Source organism: Aquibaculum arenosum, assembly GCF_029222965.1.
Taxonomy (GTDB): domain Bacteria; phylum Pseudomonadota; class Alphaproteobacteria; order Kiloniellales; family DSM-21159; genus Aquibaculum; species Aquibaculum arenosum.
In genome coordinates this window covers 16391-38333 of record NZ_JARHUD010000007.1, presented here as the reverse complement: position 1 = coordinate 38333, position 21943 = coordinate 16391, and the positions used below count along the sequence as shown (strand labels likewise).

17 protein-coding genes and 2 tRNA genes are annotated in these 21943 nt (G+C 65.4%); 5 read left to right on the top strand and 14 right to left on the bottom strand.

Annotation, left to right across the window (positions count from 1 at the left end; all coding sequences use genetic code 11):
- Nucleotides 1-4: 4 nt before the first annotated feature.
- The 5 genes from P2G67_RS12015 to erpA form a co-directional block, all read right to left on the bottom strand.
- Complete coding sequence (locus P2G67_RS12015; protein WP_275823420.1) at nucleotides 5-373, bottom strand: hypothetical protein; 369 nt, start codon at nucleotides 371-373, stop codon at nucleotides 5-7.
- A 149-nt stretch (nucleotides 374-522) separates the two neighbouring features.
- Nucleotides 523-1635: a helix-turn-helix transcriptional regulator gene (locus P2G67_RS12010; RefSeq protein ID WP_275823418.1), complete on the bottom strand. Its 1113-nt coding sequence runs from the start codon at nucleotides 1633-1635 to the stop codon at nucleotides 523-525.
- An 89-nt stretch (nucleotides 1636-1724) separates the two neighbouring features.
- The gene (locus P2G67_RS12005) at nucleotides 1725-2993 is read right to left on the bottom strand and encodes an MFS transporter (protein ID WP_275823416.1); all 1269 of its coding nucleotides are present in this window, start codon (nucleotides 2991-2993) and stop codon (nucleotides 1725-1727) included.
- Nucleotides 2994-3047: 54 nt separating this feature from the next.
- The gene (locus P2G67_RS12000; protein WP_275823414.1) at nucleotides 3048-5504 is read right to left on the bottom strand and encodes a GcvT family protein; all 2457 of its coding nucleotides are present in this window, start codon (nucleotides 5502-5504) and stop codon (nucleotides 3048-3050) included.
- Nucleotides 5505-5591: 87 nt separating this feature from the next.
- Nucleotides 5592-5939 carry an iron-sulfur cluster insertion protein ErpA gene (gene erpA / locus P2G67_RS11995; protein ID WP_275823412.1) on the bottom strand — a complete coding sequence of 116 codons (348 nt, stop codon included), beginning with the start codon at nucleotides 5937-5939 and terminating at the stop codon, nucleotides 5592-5594.
- A 185-nt stretch (nucleotides 5940-6124) separates the two neighbouring features.
- On the opposite strand from erpA, the gene P2G67_RS11990 reads away from it, so the two are divergent.
- Genes P2G67_RS11990 through P2G67_RS11980 form a run of 3 tightly spaced genes read left to right on the top strand, consistent with a single transcriptional unit; the run spans nucleotide 6125 to nucleotide 9004 of the window.
- On the top strand, nucleotides 6125-6904 hold the full coding sequence (locus tag P2G67_RS11990; protein ID WP_275823410.1) for an exodeoxyribonuclease III: 780 nt from the start codon (nucleotides 6125-6127) through the stop codon (nucleotides 6902-6904).
- A 42-nt stretch (nucleotides 6905-6946) separates the two neighbouring features.
- Nucleotides 6947-7726, top strand: a complete 780-nt coding sequence (locus tag P2G67_RS11985; RefSeq protein ID WP_275823408.1) for a rhomboid family intramembrane serine protease — start codon at nucleotides 6947-6949, stop codon at nucleotides 7724-7726.
- Nucleotides 7727-7729: 3 nt separating this feature from the next.
- Entirely contained in the window at nucleotides 7730-9004 is a 1275-nt protein-coding gene (locus P2G67_RS11980; protein WP_275823406.1) for a flavin monoamine oxidase family protein, read from the top strand.
- Here the strand turns inward: P2G67_RS11980 and P2G67_RS11975 are convergent.
- The 6 genes from P2G67_RS11975 to P2G67_RS11950 form a co-directional block, all read right to left on the bottom strand.
- Entirely contained in the window at nucleotides 8985-10472 is a 1488-nt protein-coding gene (locus P2G67_RS11975; protein WP_275823404.1) for a M81 family metallopeptidase, read from the bottom strand. The genes P2G67_RS11980 and P2G67_RS11975 overlap by 20 nt on opposite strands.
- Nucleotides 10473-10499: 27 nt before the next feature.
- Nucleotides 10500-12236 (bottom strand): dihydroxy-acid dehydratase, encoded by a 1737-nt coding sequence (gene ilvD / locus P2G67_RS11970; RefSeq protein ID WP_275823402.1) that lies wholly within the window; start codon nucleotides 12234-12236, stop codon nucleotides 10500-10502.
- 146 nt (nucleotides 12237-12382) lie between these two features.
- Nucleotides 12383-15046: a valine--tRNA ligase gene (locus tag P2G67_RS11965; RefSeq protein ID WP_275823400.1), complete on the bottom strand. Its 2664-nt coding sequence runs from the start codon at nucleotides 15044-15046 to the stop codon at nucleotides 12383-12385.
- Between the two features lie 97 nt (nucleotides 15047-15143).
- Nucleotides 15144-15737 carry a DUF2497 domain-containing protein gene (locus tag P2G67_RS11960; RefSeq protein WP_275823398.1) on the bottom strand — a complete coding sequence of 198 codons (594 nt, stop codon included), beginning with the start codon at nucleotides 15735-15737 and terminating at the stop codon, nucleotides 15144-15146.
- A 56-nt stretch (nucleotides 15738-15793) separates the two neighbouring features.
- Nucleotides 15794-17179, bottom strand: a complete 1386-nt coding sequence (locus P2G67_RS11955) for a TolC family outer membrane protein (protein WP_275823396.1) — start codon at nucleotides 17177-17179, stop codon at nucleotides 15794-15796.
- Between the two features lie 53 nt (nucleotides 17180-17232).
- Nucleotides 17233-17883 (bottom strand): protein-L-isoaspartate O-methyltransferase family protein, encoded by a 651-nt coding sequence (locus tag P2G67_RS11950; RefSeq protein ID WP_275823394.1) that lies wholly within the window; start codon nucleotides 17881-17883, stop codon nucleotides 17233-17235.
- 227 nt (nucleotides 17884-18110) lie between these two features.
- On the opposite strand from P2G67_RS11950, the gene P2G67_RS11945 reads away from it, so the two are divergent.
- Nucleotides 18111-18184 (top strand) — tRNA-Cys (locus P2G67_RS11945).
- A 111-nt stretch (nucleotides 18185-18295) separates the two neighbouring features.
- Nucleotides 18296-18371, top strand: a tRNA-Asn gene (locus P2G67_RS11940).
- Between the two features lie 127 nt (nucleotides 18372-18498).
- Here the strand turns inward: P2G67_RS11940 and wecB are convergent.
- The 3 genes from wecB to P2G67_RS11925 all read right to left on the bottom strand — a co-directional run bounded on the left by wecB (nucleotide 18499) and on the right by P2G67_RS11925 (nucleotide 21871).
- Nucleotides 18499-19635, bottom strand: coding sequence for a non-hydrolyzing UDP-N-acetylglucosamine 2-epimerase (wecB, locus tag P2G67_RS11935; protein WP_275823393.1), 1137 nt, complete (start codon nucleotides 19633-19635; stop codon nucleotides 18499-18501).
- A 155-nt stretch (nucleotides 19636-19790) separates the two neighbouring features.
- Nucleotides 19791-20903 carry a 3-isopropylmalate dehydrogenase gene (gene leuB / locus P2G67_RS11930; RefSeq protein WP_275823391.1) on the bottom strand — a complete coding sequence of 371 codons (1113 nt, stop codon included), beginning with the start codon at nucleotides 20901-20903 and terminating at the stop codon, nucleotides 19791-19793.
- Between the two features lie 197 nt (nucleotides 20904-21100).
- Nucleotides 21101-21871, bottom strand: a complete 771-nt coding sequence (locus P2G67_RS11925) for an enoyl-CoA hydratase (RefSeq protein ID WP_275823390.1) — start codon at nucleotides 21869-21871, stop codon at nucleotides 21101-21103.
- Nucleotides 21872-21943: the final 72 nt, after the last annotated feature.

Below are 21943 nucleotides of genomic sequence, written 5' to 3'. Positions count from 1 at the left end.
ACTATCAGTACCCGATGCGCCCAGGGCGCGGCTGAACCTCGCAGCCTTTTTCATGGATCACCGTCTGCACGGTGTTGATTTCTCCACGAATGTCCGCAAGCGCCTCGTTGTCCGGCTTGTGGAAGGGATCGTTGAACCAGTAGGGGTCCCCGCCAGTGAGAGCCTCGCGGTCAGCGTCGGACAGTTCGTACATCCGGGAAGCCAACTGCTCGCAAGACATCTCCAGGTAGGGTCCGGCGTCATAATGCACGTACTCGCTTGGACCCCTGCGTTCCTCCATGGGCGTACAGCCCACCAACAAAGCAAGCGACGCTGCGCCGGACAAGGGAATCAGGCGGCCTGCATAAAGCTGCCCAAGCATGGATTGCGCCATTTCTCGGTTCTCCAACTGGCTCTCGACCGCGCGCACCGCTCCGGTGCGCGTTTGCCAGTGATGGCCGAAAAAGGGGGAATCGGCCTCCCCCGTTCGGGGGAGATATCAGGCCGGAAGAGGTGATTCGGCCTCTCGTCCGCGGGAATAGTTCAAAAGGAGATGGCTGCCGCCCGTTGAACCAGGGCGACCAACTCGGACTGCCGGTTCGTATCCGTCTTGCTGAAGACGACCTTGAGGTGACCGCGCGCCGTTTCCCGGGTGATCCCCAGGTTGTCGGCCGCCTCGGAGAGGCTGGCCCCGCAGGTCAGTTCCAGCGCCAGCGCAGCCTCGCGCGCCGTCAAGCCGAAGAGACTGGCAAGCAGTGCGCTTTTCGGCATCGCCCTCTTGTCCAGGTCCACCAGCAGCAGCAGCACCTTGCCGAAGAAGAAGGGGCTCGCCGCCTCGGCTGGAATGGGCAGCACCTCGATGAGCAACGGATGGCCGAGCGGGCGTTCAACGACCACCGCCGGGTCGGGCTGCGGCCCCAGCCTGAGGCAACGGTTCAGCAGTTCCTGCAGGCACCGGTTCGCCGACGGCGATTGCGCATAGACGGCCCGGTGGCGGATCCCGATCCCCCTGCCCAGAAGCCGTTCTGCGTTGCGATTCAAGCCCATGACGCCGCCGCGCGCATCCACCAGGATGCCGCCGTTTCCCAGGGCGTCGAGCACTTCCAGCCCACCCTGGCCCGCCGCCGAACACAGCTTCTCCGCCAGCGTCACCGACTGCGCGAGGTGACCGGTCAGCTGCAGGAAGAGCCGGCGTTCCTCCTCGCTGAAGGCGCCCTGGCGCTCGGAACGGGACAGCGACAGGACATACTGCTGCTCATGCGTCCGGAAGGTGATACCGGCCCACCACAGCATTCCATGACGGCGATAGAGCTCCTGATAGAGGGGATGCTTGTCATGCTCGTCCGGGCGAATGATGTCCTGCTCGAGCACAACCGCTTGCCCCCGGTCCACCAGCGGCCAGCCGCGTTCGGCGCGTATGTCCCGCTCATACCAGCCGTCCCGCACGAATGCCTGCAGGAAGTCTTCCATGCCGGGCGTGCTGGGAAGGTTGACGGTGTTGTGGGCCGCGACACGCGGCACGGTGACAGCCGAATAGGCCCCGAGGGAATTGCAGAGGTCGCTCAGACCTTCCTGCCAAAGATCGGCACTGAAGCCGGCCGTGTAGATCTTGTCGACCGCTGTTGCGACCGATTTGGGCAGATCCTGTACCCCCACCGATCCTCCCCCTCGAAGCTATGCTGCTGCTTAGCTTACTCGGTTATGCGCGGTTTGGCAGCAGAAAGCCGGAATCCGGGAATCTCGGATCACGCCTTCTGCACGCCCCGGCCGCCCACCAAAACCCAGAGCACCGCACCCGCTGCCAGCAGGATGGCCGGCAGGGTCACCAGATTGAGCCACTCCCAGCCGATGCCATCGAAGAGCGCCCCCGAGCTGAAGGCCGTGAGCGCGACGGTGCCGAAGACGCAGAACTCGTTGAGGCCCTGGGCTTTGGCCTGCTCCTCAGGACGATAGGTTTTGGTCAGCAGGGTGGAGCCGCCGATGAAGAGGAAGTTCCAGCCGACGCCAAGCAGGATAAGGCCGAGGGCGAAGTTCATCACCTCGATGCCGGTGAGCGCCATGACGATGCAGCCGAAAAGCAGAGCCGCCCCGGCCAAAAGCACCTTGGGCAGCCCAACGCGGGCGATCAGCGAACCGGTGAAGAAGGACGGCAGGTACATGCCCAGCACATGGAGCTGGATAACCAGCGCCGCCGTTTCGAAGGGATGCCCACAAGCAACCATGGCCAGCGGCGTTGAGACCATCACCAGGTTCATGGTGCCATAGGCGACCATGCCGCAGAGCACCGCGACGATATAGCGAGGCTGTTTTGCGATGGTGAGCAGAGAACGACCCGAAGCGCCCCGCACACGCGCCGGCGGCCGGGGAATGCGGATGAACTGCAGCACCAGGAGACTGAAGAGGCCTAGAACCGTGATCGCCGCGTAGCCGCCCGCGAAGGTCACAGGGGCGAAGAGGTCCCGGGTCTGCTTCGCCGTCTCCGGCCCGGCGATGGCGGCCAGAACGCCGCCCGCAAGGACGAGCGAGATTGCCCGACTCTTGAACGTGTCGCTCGCCGTGTCGGCGGCCGCAAAGCGGTAGTACATGGAAAAGGCGCTGAAGCTGCCCAGCAGAAAGGAGCCGATGGACAGCATCGTGAAGTCCGCCCGGAACACTGCCCAGGCGCAAAGTGTCCCGCCCAGCATCCCCATACAGGCCCCAAGGGAGAAACCGGCCCGCCGGCCGAACCGCTGCATGAAGAAGGAGGCGGGAATCGTGGTGACCAGAACCCCGAGGAACTGCAAGGCCAGCGGCAGAGTCGCCAGTGAGGGCTTGGCGGCGATCATGCTGCCCACCAGCGCGGAGATGGTCATCTGCAGCGACAGGCAGGTCATCGCCAGCGCCTGACAGAAGGCCAGCAATGCGACGTTTCGAACCGAAGGGTCTTTGAAGTCGATGGACATGATCACCGGAGCGAGCTGACAGGGGAGCAGCCGAAAGTGCCCCAAGTGGGGCGTGCGATTGGCTAGCAGCATTGAGTTTCGCCAGAGCCTATCCACTCAGCCCAATCGGTCCAGCGCCAAGTTCTCCTAACTGCGTGGCCGCTCGCTCTTGGGGTCGTAGAGCGGCTTGACGCTGGCCTCGGCGGGGAACAGCTCCCCGGCGATCTCGATGGCATAATCCGCCTGCTTCAGTGCCGGCAGTGCCGTGCCGGGCGGCACGCTGACATAGCCGAGGCCGATGGCGGCCCCCAGATGGTGCCCGTAGTTGCCCGAGGTCAGGCGCCCCACGATCTCGCCATCCCGCCGGATCGGCTCATCGTGGTAGAGCAGCGGTGCCGGATCCCGGAGTTTGAACTGCAAGAGGCGCCGCTGCAGCCCTGTCTCACGCTTGTGCAGCACCGCCTCGCGGCCAATGAAATCGCCGAACTTCGAGGGCGTCTTGTCGACCTTCACCGCAAAGCCCAGGCCGGCCTCCAACACGTGATCCTCATCAGTCACATCATGCCCGAAGTGCCGGAAAGCCTTCTCAATCCGGCAGGAATCCAGGGCGTGCATGCCGCAGAGCTTCAGCCCAAAGCCCTCCCCGACCTCCATCAAGGCTTCGAAGGCGCTGCCGGCCATTTCGCTGGGCACATAGAGCTCCCAGCCCAGTTCGCCGACGTAGGTGATGCGATGCGCCCGGGCGAGCACGGAGCCCAGTTCAATGGTCTGCGCGCTGGCGAAGGGGAAGGCCTCGTTGCCCAGGTCCTGGTCGGTCACAGTCTGGAGCAGCGCGCGCGCCTGCGGCCCCATGAGGCTCAGCACCGCCTCTCCGCTGGTGACATCGACGACGGCGCAGCGCGCCTCCTCTGGAATCTGGCGCTGCAGCCATGCCAGATCCCGGATGCCCGAAGCGGCAGCGGTCACGACCAGATAGGAGGTCTCGCTGAGGCGGGTCACGGTCAGATCGGCCTCAATGCCGCCGTGGCGATTGAGCCACTGGGTGTAGACCACCCGCCCCGGCTCCACGGCAACGTCATTGGCGCAGACGCGCTGCAGCACCGCTTCGGCATCGGGGCCCTCGACCCGGAACTTGGCGAAGGAGCTCATGTCAAAGAGGCCAACCGTTTCGCGCACGGCGCGGTGCTCGGCTGCAGCATGCTCGAACCAGTTCTGGCGCTGCCAGCTATATCGGTAGACCGGCTCCACGCCGTCGGGCGCAAACCAGTTGGCCCGCTCCCAACCCGCCGTTTCGCCGAAGCAGGCGCCCTGGGCCGCCAGGGCGTCGTGTAACGGTGTGCGGCGGATGCCGCGGGCAGTGGCAAACTGCCGATAGGGGAAGTGGTCGGCATAAAGCAGGCCCAGGGTCTCGGACACGCGGGCCTCGAGATAGCGGCGGTTGTTCTGGACCGGATGAAGGCGGCGGATGTCCACGTCCCAGAGATCAAACGGCGGCTCGCCGCCGTCCATCCACTCCGCCAGGGCCTTGCCCGCGCCGCCGGCCGACTGGATGCCGATGGAGTTGAAGCCGCAAGCCAGGAAGAAATTGCGCAGGAAGGGCGCCTCGCCCAGGAGATAGCGACCGTCGGGCGTGAAGCTCTCCGGGCCGTTGAAGAAGGTGCGAATACCCGCCTGGGCCAGGATCGGCAGACGCTCGACGGCGCGCTCCAGGATGGGCTCGAAGTGCGCGAAGTCCTCGGGCAGTTCGTCGAAGCAGAAGTCCTCGGGGATGCCCTGCCCGCCCCAGGGCTTGGCCTGGGGTTCGAAGCAGCCGAGAACGATCTTGCCGGCATCCTCCTTGTAGTAGGCGCACTCGTCCGGCACGCGCAGCACCGGCAGGTCGCGCGGCAGGTCTGGGATGGCGTCGGTGACGATGTAGAAGTGCTCGCAGGCGTGCAGCGGCACATCGACGCCGGCCATGCGGCCGATCTCCCGCCCCCACATGCCGCCGCAGTTCACCACGAAATCGGCTGCGATCTCGCCCTTATCCGTCGCGACGCCGGTGACGCGACCATCGCGGCGGTGCACGGTCGTCACCCTGGTGTTTTCAAAGATCGACACGCTGCCGGCCCGCGCCCCCTTGGCCAGGCCAAGCGCAATGTTCGCCGGGTCGGCCTGGCCGTCCTTGGGCAGGAAGGCGCCGCCGTGGATCTCCTCGCCGGCAAGCAGGGGGTAGGCTTCGCGCACGTCGCTTGGTGTGAGGACCTGTACCTCGAGGCCGAAGGTCTTCGCCGTGGAGGCCGAGCGCTTGAGTTCTTCCAATCGCTCCCCGGTCAGGGCGACCGCAAGCGACCCATTCTGCCGGAAGCCCGTGTCCAGCCCCACCTCATCACCGAGACGCGCGTAGAGTTCTGCCGAGTACTTGGCCAAGCGCGTGAGATTCAAGCTCGAGCGCAGCTGTCCGATCAGCCCCGCCGCATGCCAGGTGGTGCCGCTTGTGAGCTGCTTGCGCTCCAGCAGAACCACGTCCTTCCAGCCGAGCTGCGCCAGATGATAGGCGACGGAACAGCCGACAACGCCTCCGCCGATGATCACGGCGCGGGCCTGGCTCGGAAGCACAGACATTCAGAGGTCCTTCAGAAGGAACAGCAGGCTGGCGGCGTTCAGCGGGGAAGCGCCAGCCGGCCGGTCAGAGAAGAGCCGGAGGCCGGCTTATAGCGCGAAGGAGGTGCCGCAGCCGCAGGACGCGGTGGCGTTCGGATTCTCGATGCGGAAATAGGCACCCATGAGGTCGTCCACAAAGTCGACCTGGGAGCCGCCGAGCAGGTCGAGCGACACCTCGTCGATCACCACCTTGGCGCCGTCCCGCTCGAACACGCGATCCTCTTCAGTGGCCGTGGAATCGAAGGCGAAATCGTATTTGAAGCCCGAACAGCCCCCGCCCGAAACCGTGATGCGCAGCATGGTATCGGGATTGTCCTCCTGCGCCGCGAGAAACGCGATGCGTTTGGCGGCACTCTCGCTCAAGGTCAGTTCCGGTGCCTGGGTAATCGTGCTCATACCACTCCTCTTCCGCCGTAGCAGCGCGAACGGCCATTGTTCTACCAATGTAAGGACCCTGACCGGTGAGGGGAAGGGGCAGTGCACAGACAGCCGGCGCGCCGGACCGGAGCCCGCGCGGCTGGAGCGGCCCTGGGCGACAGTGCTAGACTGGCGCCACTCCTTCTCCTGTAGCGGACTCCCAGATGAAAATTGCTTCCTGGAACGTCAACTCCATCAAGGTGCGTTTGCCCAACCTTCTGCGCTGGCTCGAGAGTTTCGCACCGGATGTGGTCATGCTGCAGGAAACCAAGTGCATGGCAGACGCCTTTCCGACCATGGAGTTGGAGGCTGCCGGTTATCACAGCGCCGTGGTCGGCCAGAAGAGCTACAATGGCGTGGCCCTGCTCTCGCGCAACCCGCTGGAGAACGTGCAGGAGGGCCTCCCAGGCGACGCGGAGGACAGCCAGGCCCGCTATCTGGAGGCCACCACCGCCGGCCTGCGGGTCGCTTCCATCTACCTGCCGAACGGCAATCCGGCACCCGGCCCGAAATTCGACTACAAGCTTGCCTGGATGGCGCGCCTGCGCGCGCAGGCGGCTGCATTGGCCGCACAGGAGGTGCCGGTTGTGCTCGGCGGCGACTGGAACGTCATCCCCCAGCCCGTAGACTGTCACGACCCAGCGGCCTGGGAAGGCGATGCGCTCTTCCGGCCGGAAAGCCGCGCCGCGTTCCGCCGGATCGTTCATCTCGGCTTCACCGATGCCTTCCGGGCGCTGCATCCCAACGCAACGCACGCCTACACATTCTGGGACTATCAGGCGGGCGCTTGGCAGAGGGACAACGGCATCCGCATCGACCACCTGCTGCTCTCGCCGCAAGCGGCAGACCGATTGGAGGAAGCGGGCATCGACCGGGATCCGCGCGGCTGGGATAAGGCCTCGGACCACACTCCGGTCTGGTGCCGGCTGCGCCACCCCGCATGAGCCCGGCGCCCGGATCTCGACGGCGGCTGCGGGCCTGACCCCATGGCCTTCCTACCGCTCTTCGACCGCAATCCCCGCGTCTTTCTCGCCTACCCCTGGGTGACCTGGGGGATGATGGCCGTCTGCATCTATGTCTTCGTTCAGCAGACCGGCTCCGGGCAGGCGACCTACATGGACGGCATCTTTGGCTATGGCCTGATCCCGGCGGTTCTGAGCGGCGAAGCGCATCTGTCGGCGGAACTGGCCGGCGCGCCGTCTTTGCTCACCCCGATCACCTACCAGTTCCTGCACGGCAGCTGGATGCACCTAATCGGCAACATGCTGTTCCTCTTCGTCTTCGGCGACAATGTCGAAGACGCCATGGGGCACCTGCGATTCCTTGCCTTCTACCTCATCTGCGGCGTGGCAGCGGCGCTGGTGCACTTTGTCGCCTTTCCCGGTTCGACCGTGCCCGTGGTGGGCGCGAGTGGCGCGGTTTCGGGGGTTCTGGGGGCCTATCTGTTGCTCCACCCTCGCGCCAAGGTGCTGGTACCAATCATCATCATTCCGCTCTTCCTGCCGGCCTGGCTGCTGCTGATCTTCTGGTTCGGCTTTCAGGTGATCGGCGCACAGGGTGGGCCGGAAGCCGACGGCATCGCCTGGTGGGCGCACATCGGCGGCTTCCTGGTCGGCATGGTGCTGGTGATCTTCTTCCGGCGGCGCACCGTTCCCCTGTTTGGCTCGGGTGAGCCGCCCAAGGGCCTGCGTCTGCGCAGCGCCGCGGAGCGAAACCGGGCCGGTCAGTCAAGAAACCGCAAAACCAAAAAACGTCCCTGGGGATAATCCGTGAAACCGTTACCTGAAACCGCCGACCTCATCGTCATTGGCGCCGGCGCCGCCGGCTTGGCCGCAGCGGCACGCGCCCGCAGCCTGGGGCTGGACACGTTGTTGCTGGAGGCCGGGCCGCGCATCGGCGGGCGTTGCCACACCGACATGGACAGCCTGGGCCTGCCCTGGGACCGGGGTGCGCACTGGATGCACCAGGCTCTCAGCAATCCTTTCGTCCAGCATGCCCGGGCGCGTGGCCGCGCCTGGTCCGATAGTCCGCGCAAGGTGCGCCACTGGCTGGCCGCGGAAGGCCGCTGGGCCACGCCGGCGGAACAGCAGGAGATCGATGCCTATGTCGAGTCCTGCTATGCCGCGGTCGAAGCCGCCGCCACCGCTGGCCGCGAGGCATCGCTGGGCGAAGTCATGCCGCCGCACCCGCGCTGGCGCGCCTATGCCGAAGGCTGGCTCCAGGCCATGAACGGCGGGGAAGTCGAAGAGATCTCCATTCAGGACTATGTCCGATTCGAGGAGGATGGCGCCAACTGGCCGCTGCAGGATGGCTACGGCAATCTGCTGGCCGAACTGCACCGCGATACGGCCGTGGAACTGGACACGCCGGCGGAACGGATCGCCTGGTCGGCGCAAGGCGTCACCGTCACCACATCCAGGGGACAAGTGACGGCTGAACGCGCAATTCTGGCGCTACCGACGCCGGTGCTGCTGCGCGATGGTCTCTTCGAACCGGCCCTTCCGCCCGCAAAACGCGCCGCGGCCGCCGCGCTGCCGCTCGGTCGGCACGAGAAGCTGGCCTTGCGCTTCGACGAGGCGGCGCTGCCGGAGGAGCCCCATTGGTACTTCCACCGCGTCGGACCGGAACGCGCGGCGCTCAACGGCATCATCCGTCCCTTCGGTCGCCCGATGATCCTGCTGCACATGGGCGGCAGCCTGCTGCGCCACTGGCAGACTCCGACGCCGGCCGACACCCTCGAGCCAGTGTTGGACCTTCTGGAAGCCATACTGCAGCGCCCCCTGCGCCCGCACATGCAGGGCTGGTCGGCCACCAACTGGGGCGATGACCCGCGCTTTGGCGGCAGCTATTCCAGTGCTTTGCCCGGCCATGCGGCGGCACGGCATGAACTGGCAGAACCGCTGGGTGGTAGGCTCTTTTTCGCCGGAGAGGCCTGCAACATCCCCGCCTTCGGGACAGTCCACGGTGCCCACGCCAGCGGGATCGCGGCAGCCGAGGCCGTCGCCCAAGCCGCCGGGGTTCCGGTCAGCCCTTCGCCGGCATGAGGCGCACGCCGGGCCGCAGATTGCGGTAGGTCAGGAGGCTGTGGTCCACGGGGTTGGGTCCGGGGGCCGCAGCGACGATCACCCGCTCGGCCACCGGCTGGAAGTGGGCGCGGAAGTGGACCGAGGACTTCACGGCCACGATCGGCCGCTCCGTCGGCTCCACGCCCAAATGGCGGAACATCTCCATGTCGGCTGCCTGCACCTTCTTCGAGGCCACCGCAACCTGAACGCCGTTCAGTTCCAGCAATGCCATCGGCCCCAGGCGCATGCGCGCCCCCTCATAGAAGGGGCCCGTGCAGGTAAAAGCCCCATCACCCAGCCGAAGCACCTTGAAGTCGGCCACCAGTGGCTTGTGGCCCGGCTGACCGCTTTTCGCCCCCAACTCAAGGCGCACGGTCGAATCTGCGCCCGCCATGTGCGCCCGCTCGGCGCTTTCGCGGTCGATCAGCAGGCCGAGCACTGCACCTTCGGCGCTCTGCTCCACCAGCGCTTCCAACAAGCCCACGGTGTCGCCATCGCCCCCGGCGCCGGGGTTGTCCTGGGTATCGGCAAGCACCACGGGCTTGCCTGGTCGGCCTGCAGCAATGGCGCGCGCCTCGCGCACGGCCTCGGCGGCCGGCAGGATGTCCCCGCCGAAAGCCGCCTCCTGCTCCGCCACCATAGCCTGGATACGATCAGCCGCGCGCTCCGCCGCAGCCGCGTCGCCACCATAGGCGACCAGGCTCGGCCCGCAGTGGTGAATGTCAGCCGGACCGAAACCGCAGGCAAAGGAAATGCTGGCAAGCCCCTCTTCCGCCTCGATTTCTTCCAGCGCTGCATAGATGGAGGCTGCCGGTTCGATCAGGGTGCAGCCGCCGGTCAGCGGGATGAGGAAGGGCAACTGGCGGTAGGCCTTGGCGTAGTGTCGCCCCTGCAGCAGGCCTGAGAGCAGGACGAAAGCACGCTCCCCTGTCTTCGCCATGTCGACGTGCGGATAGGTCCGGTAAATCACCAACCCATCGGACAGCGCCACTATCTCAGGCGTGACGTTGGCGTGGAGATCCAGGCTTGTGACCACGGGCAAATCGCGCCCCACCGTGGCCCTCACCCGGCGCAGGATCTCGCCCTCCCCGTCCTGGAAATGCTCCGTCACCATGGCGCCGTGCAGGTCGAGATAGACCGCATCGACCCCGCGCAGCCCGGCAAGGTCGTCGATGATCTGACCACAGATGCGCTCGAAGGCATCCTCGGTCACATAAGAAGAGGGAGATGCGGCCGCCCAGGTCAGCGGGACAACCTGGTGCCCCGCTGTCCGAGCAGCCTCCGTGAAGCCCGCAATCGGCAGATTCATGCCGGCAACCGCCGCCAGCACCTCCTCGCCCCGACTGACCGGCGGCCAGCCGCCGCCCTCGGCAAAGGCGGCATAATCCGCCTTGGTGGGCGCAAAGGTGTTGGTTTCGTGCTGGAACCCGCCGACAGCGATCTTCACGCCGCGTCTCCCCCCTTGTGGCTATACTCAGATATCGGCGTAGCAGTGGGTTTCCGCCGCACCGCCCGGGTGCGTCACCGCCCCCTTCTCCGCCGAACCGACGGTCTGGGCATAGCGCCAGAGCGCGCCGGACTGGAAGTCGTGTTCGCGCGGCGCCCAATCCTTGCGCCGTTCCTCCAACTCCTTCTCCGAGACCTCGACATCAAGAATCCCCTTCTCGGCGTCGATGACGATGATATCGCCGTTCTTCAGCAGGCCGATGGGACCGCCAACCGCTGCCTCCGGGCCGACATGCCCGATGCAGAACCCACGGGTGGCGCCGGAGAAGCGTCCGTCGGTGATGAGAGCGACCTTATCGCCCATGCCCTGGCCATAGATCGCCGCGGTGGTCGCCAGCATCTCACGCATGCCGGGGCCACCCTTCGGGCCCTCGTAACGGATCACGAAGACGTCACCTTCCTTGTAGCGGCGCTCCTGCACCGCCTGGAAAGCCTCTTCCTCGCTGTCGAACACCAGGGCGGTGCCGCGGAACTTGAGGTTTTTCATGCCCGCGACCTTCACGATGGCCCCTTCCGGCGCCAGCGTGCCGCGCAGACCGACAACACCGCCGGTCGGCGTGATGGGATGGCTGGTCGGACGCACGATGTCCTGGCCGCTCGGCAGTTCAACGCCCTTGAGGTTGTCAGCGATGGTCTTGCCGGTGACCGTGATGCAGTCGCCGTGCAGATAGCCGCCGTCCAGCAGAGCCCGCATGAGGACCTGTACGCCGCCAATCTCGAAGAGGTCCTTGGCAACGTAGCGACCGCCCGGCTTCAGATCGGCAATGTAGGGAGTTTTCTTGAAGATCTCAGCCACATCGTGAAGATCGAATTCGATCCCGGCCTCGTGTGCAATCGCCGGCAGATGCAGCGCGGCGTTGGTTGAACCACCAGAAGCGGCCACGACCATGGCGGCGTTCTCCAGCGACTTGCGGGTGACGATGTCGCGCGGCCGCAGGCCAAGCTGCAGCAGGCGCATCACCGCCTGCCCCGAGGCCTCGGCATAGGCGTCGCGGCTTTCGTAAGGCGCCGGGGCGCCGGCAGAACCAGGCAGTGCAAGTCCGATGGCCTCCGAAACGCAGGCCATGGTGTTCGCGGTGAACTGCCCGCCGCAAGAACCCGCCGAGGGACAGGCCACGCATTCCAGGCTATGCAGTTCCTCGTCCTCAAGATTGCCAGCCTGGTGCGCGCCGACCGCCTCGAACACGTCCTGTACGGTCACGTCCTTGCCCTTGTGGCGGCCGGGCAGGATCGACCCGCCGTACATGAAGATGCTGGGCACGTTGAGGCGCACGATCGCCATCATCATGCCGGGCAGAGACTTGTCGCAGCCGGCCAGGCCGACCAGCGCGTCGTAGCAGTGGCCGCGCATGGTGAGTTCGACCGAGTCAGCGATGAGATCACGGCTTGCCAGCGAGGACTTCATGCCCTGGTGGCCCATGGCGATACCGTCGGTGACGGTGATGGTGGTGAACTCGCGCGGCGTGCCATTGGCCGCCTTCACGCCCTTCTTGACGACCTGTGCCTGGCGCCCGAGCGCGATGTTGCAAGGGGCCGCCTCGTTCCAGCAGGTGGCGACGCCGACGAAAGGCTGGTTGATCTCCTTCTCGGTCATCCCCATCGCGTAGTAGTAGGAGCGGTGCGGGGCCTTGCCGGGTCCGACCGAGACGTGGCGGCTGGGCAGGCGTGACTTGTCGAAACCGACATCTCTCGAATCGAGCGGCATGGACATTCCCTCTCGTCCTTAACGTTGCGTAAAGGTCTATTCTCGTTGTTGTCGGACCGAAGTCCGAGCTCGGATGAGCCTAGCCAAGGCCGCCCCCTCCCTCAAAGTCTTTTCGAGGCGACACCTTTGCGGGCATTGCTGGCGTTCTACAGGGCAGCGAGTCGCTTGAGGCTGGCTTCGAGTTTCTCGCGGGCCCGGGCGGCGTCATCGCGGCGACTATGCTGTTCAGCGATCACGGTCTCCGGCGCTTTCGCCAGGAACTGCTCGTTGCCCAACTTGCCATCGATTTTTGCGATCTCTTTGCCAAGCTTCTCGATCTCCTTCTGCAGCCGAGCGCGCTCCGCTGCTATGTCCAGCACCTCCTTCAAGGGCAGACCGAAGGTCGTCTCGTCGATCACGAAGCTGACCGCATCCTGCGGCAGTTCCTCCACCGAGGTTTCGATCCGTTCCAGCCGCCCCAGGCGCATGGTCAAAGAGCTGTGCGCTGCCAAGCGCTCGGCAGTCGCCTCGTCGGCATCCTTGGCCAGCATGACCGGCTTGGCGGTGGGTGGCAGATTCACCTCCGCGCGCAAGGCCCGCACCTCGGTGATCAAACGAATCAGCCAGCCGATCTCCGCTGCGGCCTCGGGATCGCGCAGGGACTCGGAAAGCCGCGGCCGCTGCACGCCCATGAGAAGCGTTCCGTCCCCGAAATGCTCCCAGAGCTCCTCGGACACGAAGGGCATGAAGGGATGCAGGAAGCGCAGGAGCAGGTTCATCGCCCAGGCCATGGTCGCCCGCGTCTCCGCGGCGTAGTCCTCCTGCTCCAGCAGCGGCTTGGCGAACTCGATGTACCAGTCGCAGAATCCGTTCCAGATGAAGCGATAGAGCAGGCTCGCCGCCTCATCCAGGCGATAGCTCTCCAGGGCGCGTTCCAGCCCGCGCTCGACCTCCACCAGTTCACCCACCAGCCAGCGATTGACGCTGTGCTTGCAGTCGACCGGATCAAAATCATCCGACAGCGCCGCGCCATTCATCTGGCAGAAGCGCGCTGCGTTCCACAGCTTGGTGGAGAAGTTGCGGTAGCCTTCGATGCGCTGCGGATCCAGCTTCACGTCGCGCCCCGGCACCGCCATGGCCGCCAGGGTGAACCGCAAGGCATCGCAGCCGTACTGGTCGATCAAATCCAAGGGATCCAGCACGTTGCCCTTGGACTTGGACATCTTCTGGCCGTGCTGGTCGCGCACGAGAGCGTGGATGTAGACGTCCTTGAAGGGCACGTCGCCCATGAAGTGCATGCCCATCATCATCATCCGGGCGACCCAGAAGAAGATGATGTCGAAGCCGGTGACCAGAACATCGCCGGGATAATAGCGGGCCAGGTCGTGCACCACCGCCGGGTCTTTCGACGGCCAGCCCAGCGTTGAGAAGGGCCAGAGCGCCGAAGAGAACCAAGTGTCGAGCACATCGCTGTCGCGCTCCAGTGCCACCTCTTCCCCGTAGTGAGATTTGGCCGCGGCCTGCGCCGCCTCCTCTGACTCTTCGACGAAAACCGTGCCGTCCGGCCCGTACCAGGCCGGCACCTGGTGACCCCACCAGATCTGGCGCGAGATGCACCAGGGCTGGATGTTGCGCATCCACTCGAAGTAGGTGTTCTCCCACTGCTTGGGCACGAAGCGGGTCCGTCCCTGCTCCACCGCCTCGATGCAGGGCTTGGCCAGGGTGGCGGCATCGACATACCACTGGTCGGTCAGCCAGGGCTCGATGGCGACATTCGAGCGGTCGCCGTGCGGCACGACATTGGCGTGCTCCTCGACCTTCTCCACCAGGCCCTGCGCTTCCAGGTCCGCGACGACCCGCTCTCTCGCTGCATAGCGGTCGAGCCCACGATAGGCTTCGGGCGCGTTCTCGTTGATGCAGGCATCGCGGTCGAAGATGTTGATGAGCTCAAGCTGGTGGCGACGTCCCACCTCGAAGTCGTTGAAGTCATGCGCCGGTGTCATCTTCACCGCGCCGGTGCCGGTTTCCGGATCGGCATAGTCATCGGCCACGATGGGCAGGCGCCGGCCGACCAGCGGCAGGATGGCATGCTTGCCGACGAGATCGGCGTAGCGCTCATCCTCCGGATGCACGGCGATGCCGCTGTCGCCCAGCATGGTCTCCGGGCGCGTGGTCGCGACCACGATGAAGCGCCCCTCTTCCCCTTCCACTGGGTAGCGGAAATGCCAGAGCTTGCCTTGGCTCTCGACCTGCTGCACCTCGAGATCGGAGATGGCGGTGTGCAGCTTGGGGTCCCAATTGACCAGCCGCTTGTCGCGGTAGATCAGCCCTTCCTTGTGAAGCTGCACGAAAACCTTGCGCACGGCTTCCGACAGGCCGGCGTCCATGGTAAAGCGCTCGCGCTCCCAATCCGCAGAGGCGCCAAGGCGGCGCAGCTGCCGCGTGATGGTGCCGCCGGACTCTGCCTTCCATTCCCAGACCTTCTCCAGGAACTTCTCGCGGCCCATCTCGGCGCGGCTGAGATTGTTGCCTTCCGCGGCAAGCTTGCGCTCCACCACCATCTGGGTGGCGATGCCGGCATGGTCGCTGCCCGGCTGCCAGAGCGCGTCGCGTCCGCCCATGCGGTGCCAGCGGATGAGGATATCCTGAATGGTGAAGGTCAGCGCGTGGCCCATGTGCAGGCTGCCGGTGACGTTCGGCGGCGGCATCATGATGACGTAGGGATCGGCCTTGGACTCGGGCACGCAGGCAAAGAGCCCGCTGTCCTCCCAGCGTTGATACTGCTTGGCTTCGACCTCGGCCGGTCGATAGATCTTGTCGAGCTCTGCCATGGCAGCAGCTACCTCACTTCACTCTTGGGGCCGCAAAGGCGGCGATAGGACTTTGCGATGGCGCAGACGCGCCAAGCCGGTCTCGGAGCCGGGAGGATCAGCGGCGGCGAGACTCGATCACCAGGCGCTGAACCTCTTCACGGACGACATCCTCCACCAGCGCCGGCAGATTCTCGTCCAGCCAGGCCTGCAACAGCGGAGTGAGCGCCTGGCGCACCAGGGCATCCAGGGTCTGCCCTTCCATCGCGGGGCCGGCCTGGGACTTGGCGTTGTCGTTGCCGAGATTACGCGATACCTCGGAAAGGGCCGCCACCGCGGCCGCTGCCGTCTGTGCGGACACCAGGCCCTCACGCGTGCCGGCGGCTACGCCGCTGTCTGACGCGGCCTGCTCCGCCGCGGCGTTCGACTGTTTGGCCTCAGATAGCTGCTCTTCAGCCTCAGTGGATTGCTGTGCGGCATCCGTGAGAGAGGCGGCGCTTGCTTCCACGGTCGGGACCTCTTCTGCAGACTCCACCCGCTCGGTCAGATCGAGGATGTCTTCCTCGTCCTCCTCGCCGACAGGCTCCGGTACCGGACGCGGTGCCGCTGCCGGTCGAGTGTGCTGCGCCTTCTCGTCCTCGGTGATGATCCGGCGAATGGACGCCAGGATATCTTCCATGGAGGGTTCGTTTTGCCCGCCGCTTTGGGCCATGCCGCACTCCAGTCTAAGCTTGCGCCACGCATACGGGCGCCCGCATCGGGCTTACCCTATTCGTTGGGCACGCTCAACCCGTACCAGCGGTCACGCACCGCCCGATAATCCAGTTCCGGATCATAGAGCGGCACGTCCAGGCCCAGATCACCCGCAGTCAGGCGACCGACGGCGGCCAGCAGGCGAAAGCTGGCGACCACCTCATCGCGTTGCGCCCGCACCCGGTTGACCTGAGCATCGAGCAGCTCTTGTTCCTGATCGAGCACGTCGAGCACGGTGCGCGCGCCCACGGTCGCCTCTTCGCGCACGCCTTCTAGGGCAATTTCGGCTGCCTGGATCTCGGCATCGAAAGAAACGATCTGCGCCCGGGCCGATGCCAGCGCCTCCCAGGCCGAGATGGCTTCCTGCTCGACCGCGCGGCGCGCCTGCTCCATCTCGAGGCGACGCTGGCTCGTGGTCTGCTTCGCCTCACGCACCTGGCTGGACACCAGGCCCTGCTGGTAGATGGGCACTGTCACTTCGGCGATCAGGCTCAGGCTGCTGGTCTTGACCCCACGCCCTTGCATGTCGCGGCCTTCGCTGGCCCCAGCGCGCAGGTTGACCTCGGGCAGCAGCTCGCCGTAGCGCTCACGGATCGCACGCTCAGCGGCGCGTTCGAAAAAGCCCGCCGCAACAACCTGGGGATTGGCAAGTTGTGCCTGCTCTGCCGCCTCAAACTCCGAAGCCGGTAGCTCACGCACCGGCTCGGGCGCCTCCAGGGTTCCGACGGGGATCCCGGTCACTTCACGAAAGATGGCCCGGCTGCTGCGCAGCTGCCCTTCCGCGGCGATGCGTTGGGCGGTGGCGCGCGACAGGCGGGATTCTGCCTGCGCGACGTCCGTGCGCGTGGTCTCGCCTACTTCAAAGCGGTCGCGCGCCGCTGCCAACTGGCGTGAGATCACCTGCTCACTATTGATGTTGAGTCTCACTTCGGCTTCGTCGCGCCAGACGTCCATGTAGGCGATGACTGCATCGAGCAGGACAGCCTGCTCGGTGTCGACCAATACGGCGCGCTGTCCGAAGACTTGGTTTTCTGCGCGGGCCACACCGGCTTCGGTGCGCCCGCCGCGATAAAGCGGCTGCACCACACCCAATTCGGCACTGCGCTGGCGGCGCGTTTCAGGATCCCAGCCGCGACCCGCATCCACGCTCTGTCGGTTGAGTCCGGCACTCGCGCTCAGTTCGACGCGCGGGCGCCATCCGGACTGTGCCTGGGGGACGGCTTCATTCGTCGCGCGCAACTCTGCCTGACCGCCGAGCAAGCGAGGATTGTTCAGATAGGCTGCCGAAAGAGCGTCTTCGAGCGTCTGCCCAAGTGCAGCACCCGGCAGTGCTCCCAGAAGCGTGCCAGCGAGGAACAGGCCAAGGCGAGTACGACGCCGGCTCGCTCGTATGTCGCTCATTCGCCAAGTCCCCTTTAATGTTCCGCTTGCGCTTTCAACCTATCATTCCGGATTCAGAAAACAAAGCTGCGTGCCTTGCGCAGGCTCTCGATCACGGGTGTGGCTGCATCGAAGAGGATCCGGCTGGAGATTGCGCCATCTTTACGAAAGAGTCGCGCGCGCCCCATGCTGGGCGTCTCGCGCACCACCGTCACCAGCCGGCCACCCTCGACAAGCTGTTCGCTCAAAGCGGGAGGCACCTCTTCGACACCGCCATCGATCAGGATAACGTCATAGGGCGCCTGAGCCGCATATCCCTCACGCAGGGAGCCATTCACTACGACGGCATTGTCGATCTCGAGCTCTTCCAAGAGTGCCTCGGCCTGCGCGGCCAGGGACGCGTTCTCCTCCAGCGCCACCACGCCGCTGGCCAACTGGGCAATCAGTGCCGCAGCGTAACCGGTGCCAGCGCCGACCACCAAAACGGACGATCCGGGATCGATCTCCGCAGCCTGCAGCAGCCGCGCAAGCACCATCGGCTCCATCAGCCAACGGCCTTGGCCCAGTTGCAGGTCCTCGTCGATGTAAGCGTGACCGCGCGCGCCCTCGGGCACGAAGCGTTCACGCGGCACGCTTTCGAATGCGGCAATCACTCCGGGATCGGTGACGCGATTGGTGCGCAGTTGCCCGTCCACCATATTTCGGCGCGCGCTGGCGTAGTCCACGGCCTTCGTCCCTCGTCTGTCCATAGTCCCGGCGCGCCGCACCGAAGCGCACGCGCCCGCCTCCGCCGCCTTATAGTGACCGCACGGCGCCAAGACAACGACAGCAAGATTCACAGGCGCGCCAAAGCCCGCCACAACGGGCATACGCCGGAGCGCGGCAAAAAAGCCCCTGCCCTCTTGACCGATCCCGAAGCAGGTGCCACTAACCCGTCGCGCGAGACGCCGCCGGCCCGGTGGCAGAGTGGTTATGCAGAGGACTGCAAATCCTCGTACGTCGGTTCGATTCCGGCCCGGGCCTCCAGCCGTTTGTTGCTTAAACGCAAGCGGTTGCAGAAGGCAGCGAAAGTCTTTGCAGGGGGGCTTGGCCTTTGCTATAAGCCCGCCGCGGCGGCCAGAGATGGTCGCTCCCTGATCCGCGGTAGCTCAGTTGGTAGAGCAGGTGGCTGTTAACCACCGGGTCACAGGTTCGAGTCCTGTCCGCGGAGCCAACAAAATCAGGCACTTAGCTTATAGAGGGTCGGTCACCACCGGCCCTCTTTTGCTTTCTGGGGCACATTTGGGGCACGTCGTTGGCAAATTTTTCAAGCAACCCCCTGAACTCAACGCCTCTGTGAATCACGCCGCCGGGCGTCCCCTGCTGCTTTCTTGGCGCAAGGCGGCCAGGATACGCAGGCTGGCGCGGCCGTCGCCGTAGGGGTTGGGGAAGGCGCGCTGTTCGCCCCTCGGCAATGGCGCTGCTAGATGCTGCCTGACACGGAAGACGATGTCTTCCGGCTCCAGCGGAAGCAGCTCAGCGCAGCCGGTCGCAAGCCCCTCCGGGCGCTCCGTGACCGCCCGCGTCACCAACAGCGGTACGCCGAGACTCGGCGCCTCCTCCTGCAGCCCACCGGAATCGGTGATCAGGAGCTGCGCGTGTTGCATCACGTAGACGAAAGGCCGGTAGGAGAGCGGTTCGCTCAACAGGACATTGCCCGCACCCTTTAGCCGGTCGTGGATCGTCTGCCGCACGGCTGGATTCGGATGCAGGCAGAAGACAAAGCCCACCTGCGGGTGCTGTCGTGCCAGGCGATCCAGAGCCAAGCAAAGTGCCGGGAGGCGCTGGCCGAGGGCTTCACGGCGATGACTGGTGATCAGCACCAGCCCCGGGTAGCGCTCGAGAAAAGTGCTCAGGCCTGCAGGCAGCGCGGGCGGAGAGCAGCGTACGGCAGCGGCCACCTGCAGCAGGGCATCGATGCCGCTGTTGCCGGTGACCCGGATGCGCTCGGGCGGCACGCCCTCCGCGCGCAGGTTCGCCGCCGCCTGGCGCGTTGGTGCGAAGTGGAGCTCTGCGAGCAACGTGAGGATGCGGCGATTGAGTTCCTCCGGAAAAGGGGCCGAGAGATCGTGACTCCGCAGGCCCGCCTCCACATGGCCAACCGGAATGCCGCGATAAAAGGCGCAGTGAGCGGCGACCTGGGCCGTGGCCGTATCACCCTGAACCAGCACCCAATCGGGCCGCACCTCCTCAAGAACGCCGTCTATCCCGGCGAAGAGGCGCGCAGAAAGCTCGGCCAGGCTCTGGCGCGGGCGCATCACCTTGAGGTCGAAATCCGGCGTAAGGGAGAAGTCGTTCAATGCCTGATACAACAGGCTGTCGTGCTGACCGCTGGCAATCAGGGTCGCATCAAAGACAGCGTCCTTGCGAAGCGCCTGGACAAGTGGGGCCAGCTTGATAGCCTCCGGGCGCGTGCCGGCGAAGAGCGCGACCTGCATGCCCCAGCGCCTCCCTCGCCCGAAGCATCAGAAGAGATACCATCCTCTTTTATACTATTTTGATTAGCATTGTTCTCCGCGTAAAGGCCAATAACAAGCAAGAAGGGGCCGCCCCGCCGGCGACCCCTCCCAAACTCTCAGTGACGTAACTGGCCTCAAGCGGCCAGGCTGTCGAGTTCCTCCAGCAGGGCCTTGCCCATGTCCTCGGTGGAGACCAGCGTCGCGCCCGGTGACATGATGTCGGCCGTGCGGATGCCGCGCGCGAGCACCTGCTGCACCGCTTTCTCGATCAAGTCGGCATCCTCGCCGTGATCGAAGGTATAGCGCAGCGCCATGGCGAAGGAGAGGATGGTGGCCAGCGGATTGGCCTTGCCCTCGCCGGCGATGTCCGGGGCAGAGCCGTGCACCGGCTCATAGAGCGCCTTACGCCGGCCGGTGTCGTCAACGTCGCCGATCGAGGCCGAGGGCAGCATGCCCAGCGAACCGGTCAGCATCGCCGCCTCGTCGGAGAGAATGTCGCCGAAGAGGTTGTCGGTGACGATGACGTCGAACTGCTTGGGCTGGCGCACCAACTGCATCGCCGCGTTGTCGGCGTACATATGCTCCAATTCCACGTCGGAGAAGGACTCGCCGTGCAGCTTGGTCACCTCCTGGCGCCAGAGCACGCCGGATTCCATCACGTTCGCCTTCTCACAGGAGGTCACCTTGCCACGACGCTTCCGCGCCAGCTCAAAGGCCACCGCGGCGACGCGACGGATCTCGGAGGTGGTATAGACCTGCGTGTTGATGCCGCGGCGCTCACCATTCTCCAGGGTCTCAATCCCACGCGGCTCACCGAAGTAGACGCCGCCGGTCAGCTCGCGAATGATCATGATATCGAGGCCGGAGACGAACTCGGGCTTCAGGGAGGAGGCCTCGACCAGTGCCTCGAAGCAGAGCGCCGGGCGCAGGTTCGCATAGAGCTGCATCTCCTTGCGCAGACGCAACAGGCCGCGCTCCGGCTTGCGCTCGAACGGCAGTTCGTCCCACTTGGGCCCGCCGACCGCACCGAGGATCACAGCATCGACGTTCAGCGCCTTGTCCATGGTGGCGTCGGCAAGCGGAATGCCGTGCTTGTCGATGGCCGCGCCGCCGACCAGATCCTCTTCCACGTTGAAGGAGACGGCGCGGCGCTTGTCCATCCAGTCGACGACGCGGCGCACTTCGCCGATCACTTCCGGACCGATTCCGTCACCGGGCAGGACGAGCAGGGACTTGTTGGCGGGCATGGGGCTTGGTCTCCCGAGGCTTGCTGTTTCTGGGTCGAAGTGCTGGCTGCGGTCGACACCCCGCACTCTGCACGAGCCCAGCCGCGCTGCAAGGCGCCGTCGTCAGCCAAATTCGCGTTGTGCTCTAGCCTATGGGCCCCGCGGCGACAAGCTTCATGCCGCCTGATCCGCTCGCCACCTCAAGGCTTCCTTGGCGATCACCGGCCCTTGAAGTCCGGCTTGCGCTTCTCTGCGAAAGCGCGTGCGCCCTCCTTCTGATCCTCGGTGGCGAAGAGCAACTGGAAGGCCTTGCGCTCCACCATCATCCCGGTGGCCAGCGAGGCATCCATGCCGGCCAGCAGCACCTCCTTGATCTGCGCGACAGCGAGCGGCGGCAGGGCGGCAATCCGCCGAGCCATCTCCAGCGCCCGCGGCAGCACCTCCGCATCCGGCACCACTTCACTGGCCAGCCCCATGGCCCCGGCCTCGATGCCGGAAATCGGCTCGCCGAGAAGCACCAGCTTCATGGCCCGGAACTTCCCCACCGCACGGGTCAGTCGCTGCGTGCCGCCGGCACCGGGCATCAGACCGACGCGCACCTCCGGCTGGCCGAACTTCGCGTTCTCTCCGGCGACGATGATGTCCGCGTGCATCGCCAGTTCGCAGCCACCGCCGAGCGCGAAGCCGTTCACTGCCGCGATCACCGGCTTCGGACAGGCCGTGATGTTTTCCCAGAGCTTGTGCGTCTGGCGCTGCATCTGCTCCACCGCCGTGAGCTCGGCGAACTCCTTGAGATCGGCACCGGCGGCAAAGGCCTTTTCATCGCCGGTCAGCACCACGGCGCGCAGGTCGCTTTCGCGGTTGAGATCGCGAAAGGCTTTCGAGAGCTGACGCCGCACCTCCATGTTGAGGGCATTGCGCGCTTCGGGCCGATTGATCCGCAAGAGGGCGACACCGGCTTCGGGTGTCTCTCGCACGACTACGCTCACGCCTGTCCTCCATCTCTATCCAACAAAGACTTCACGGCCAGCAGCGGTGAAAGCTTGTGGTTCAGATTCAAT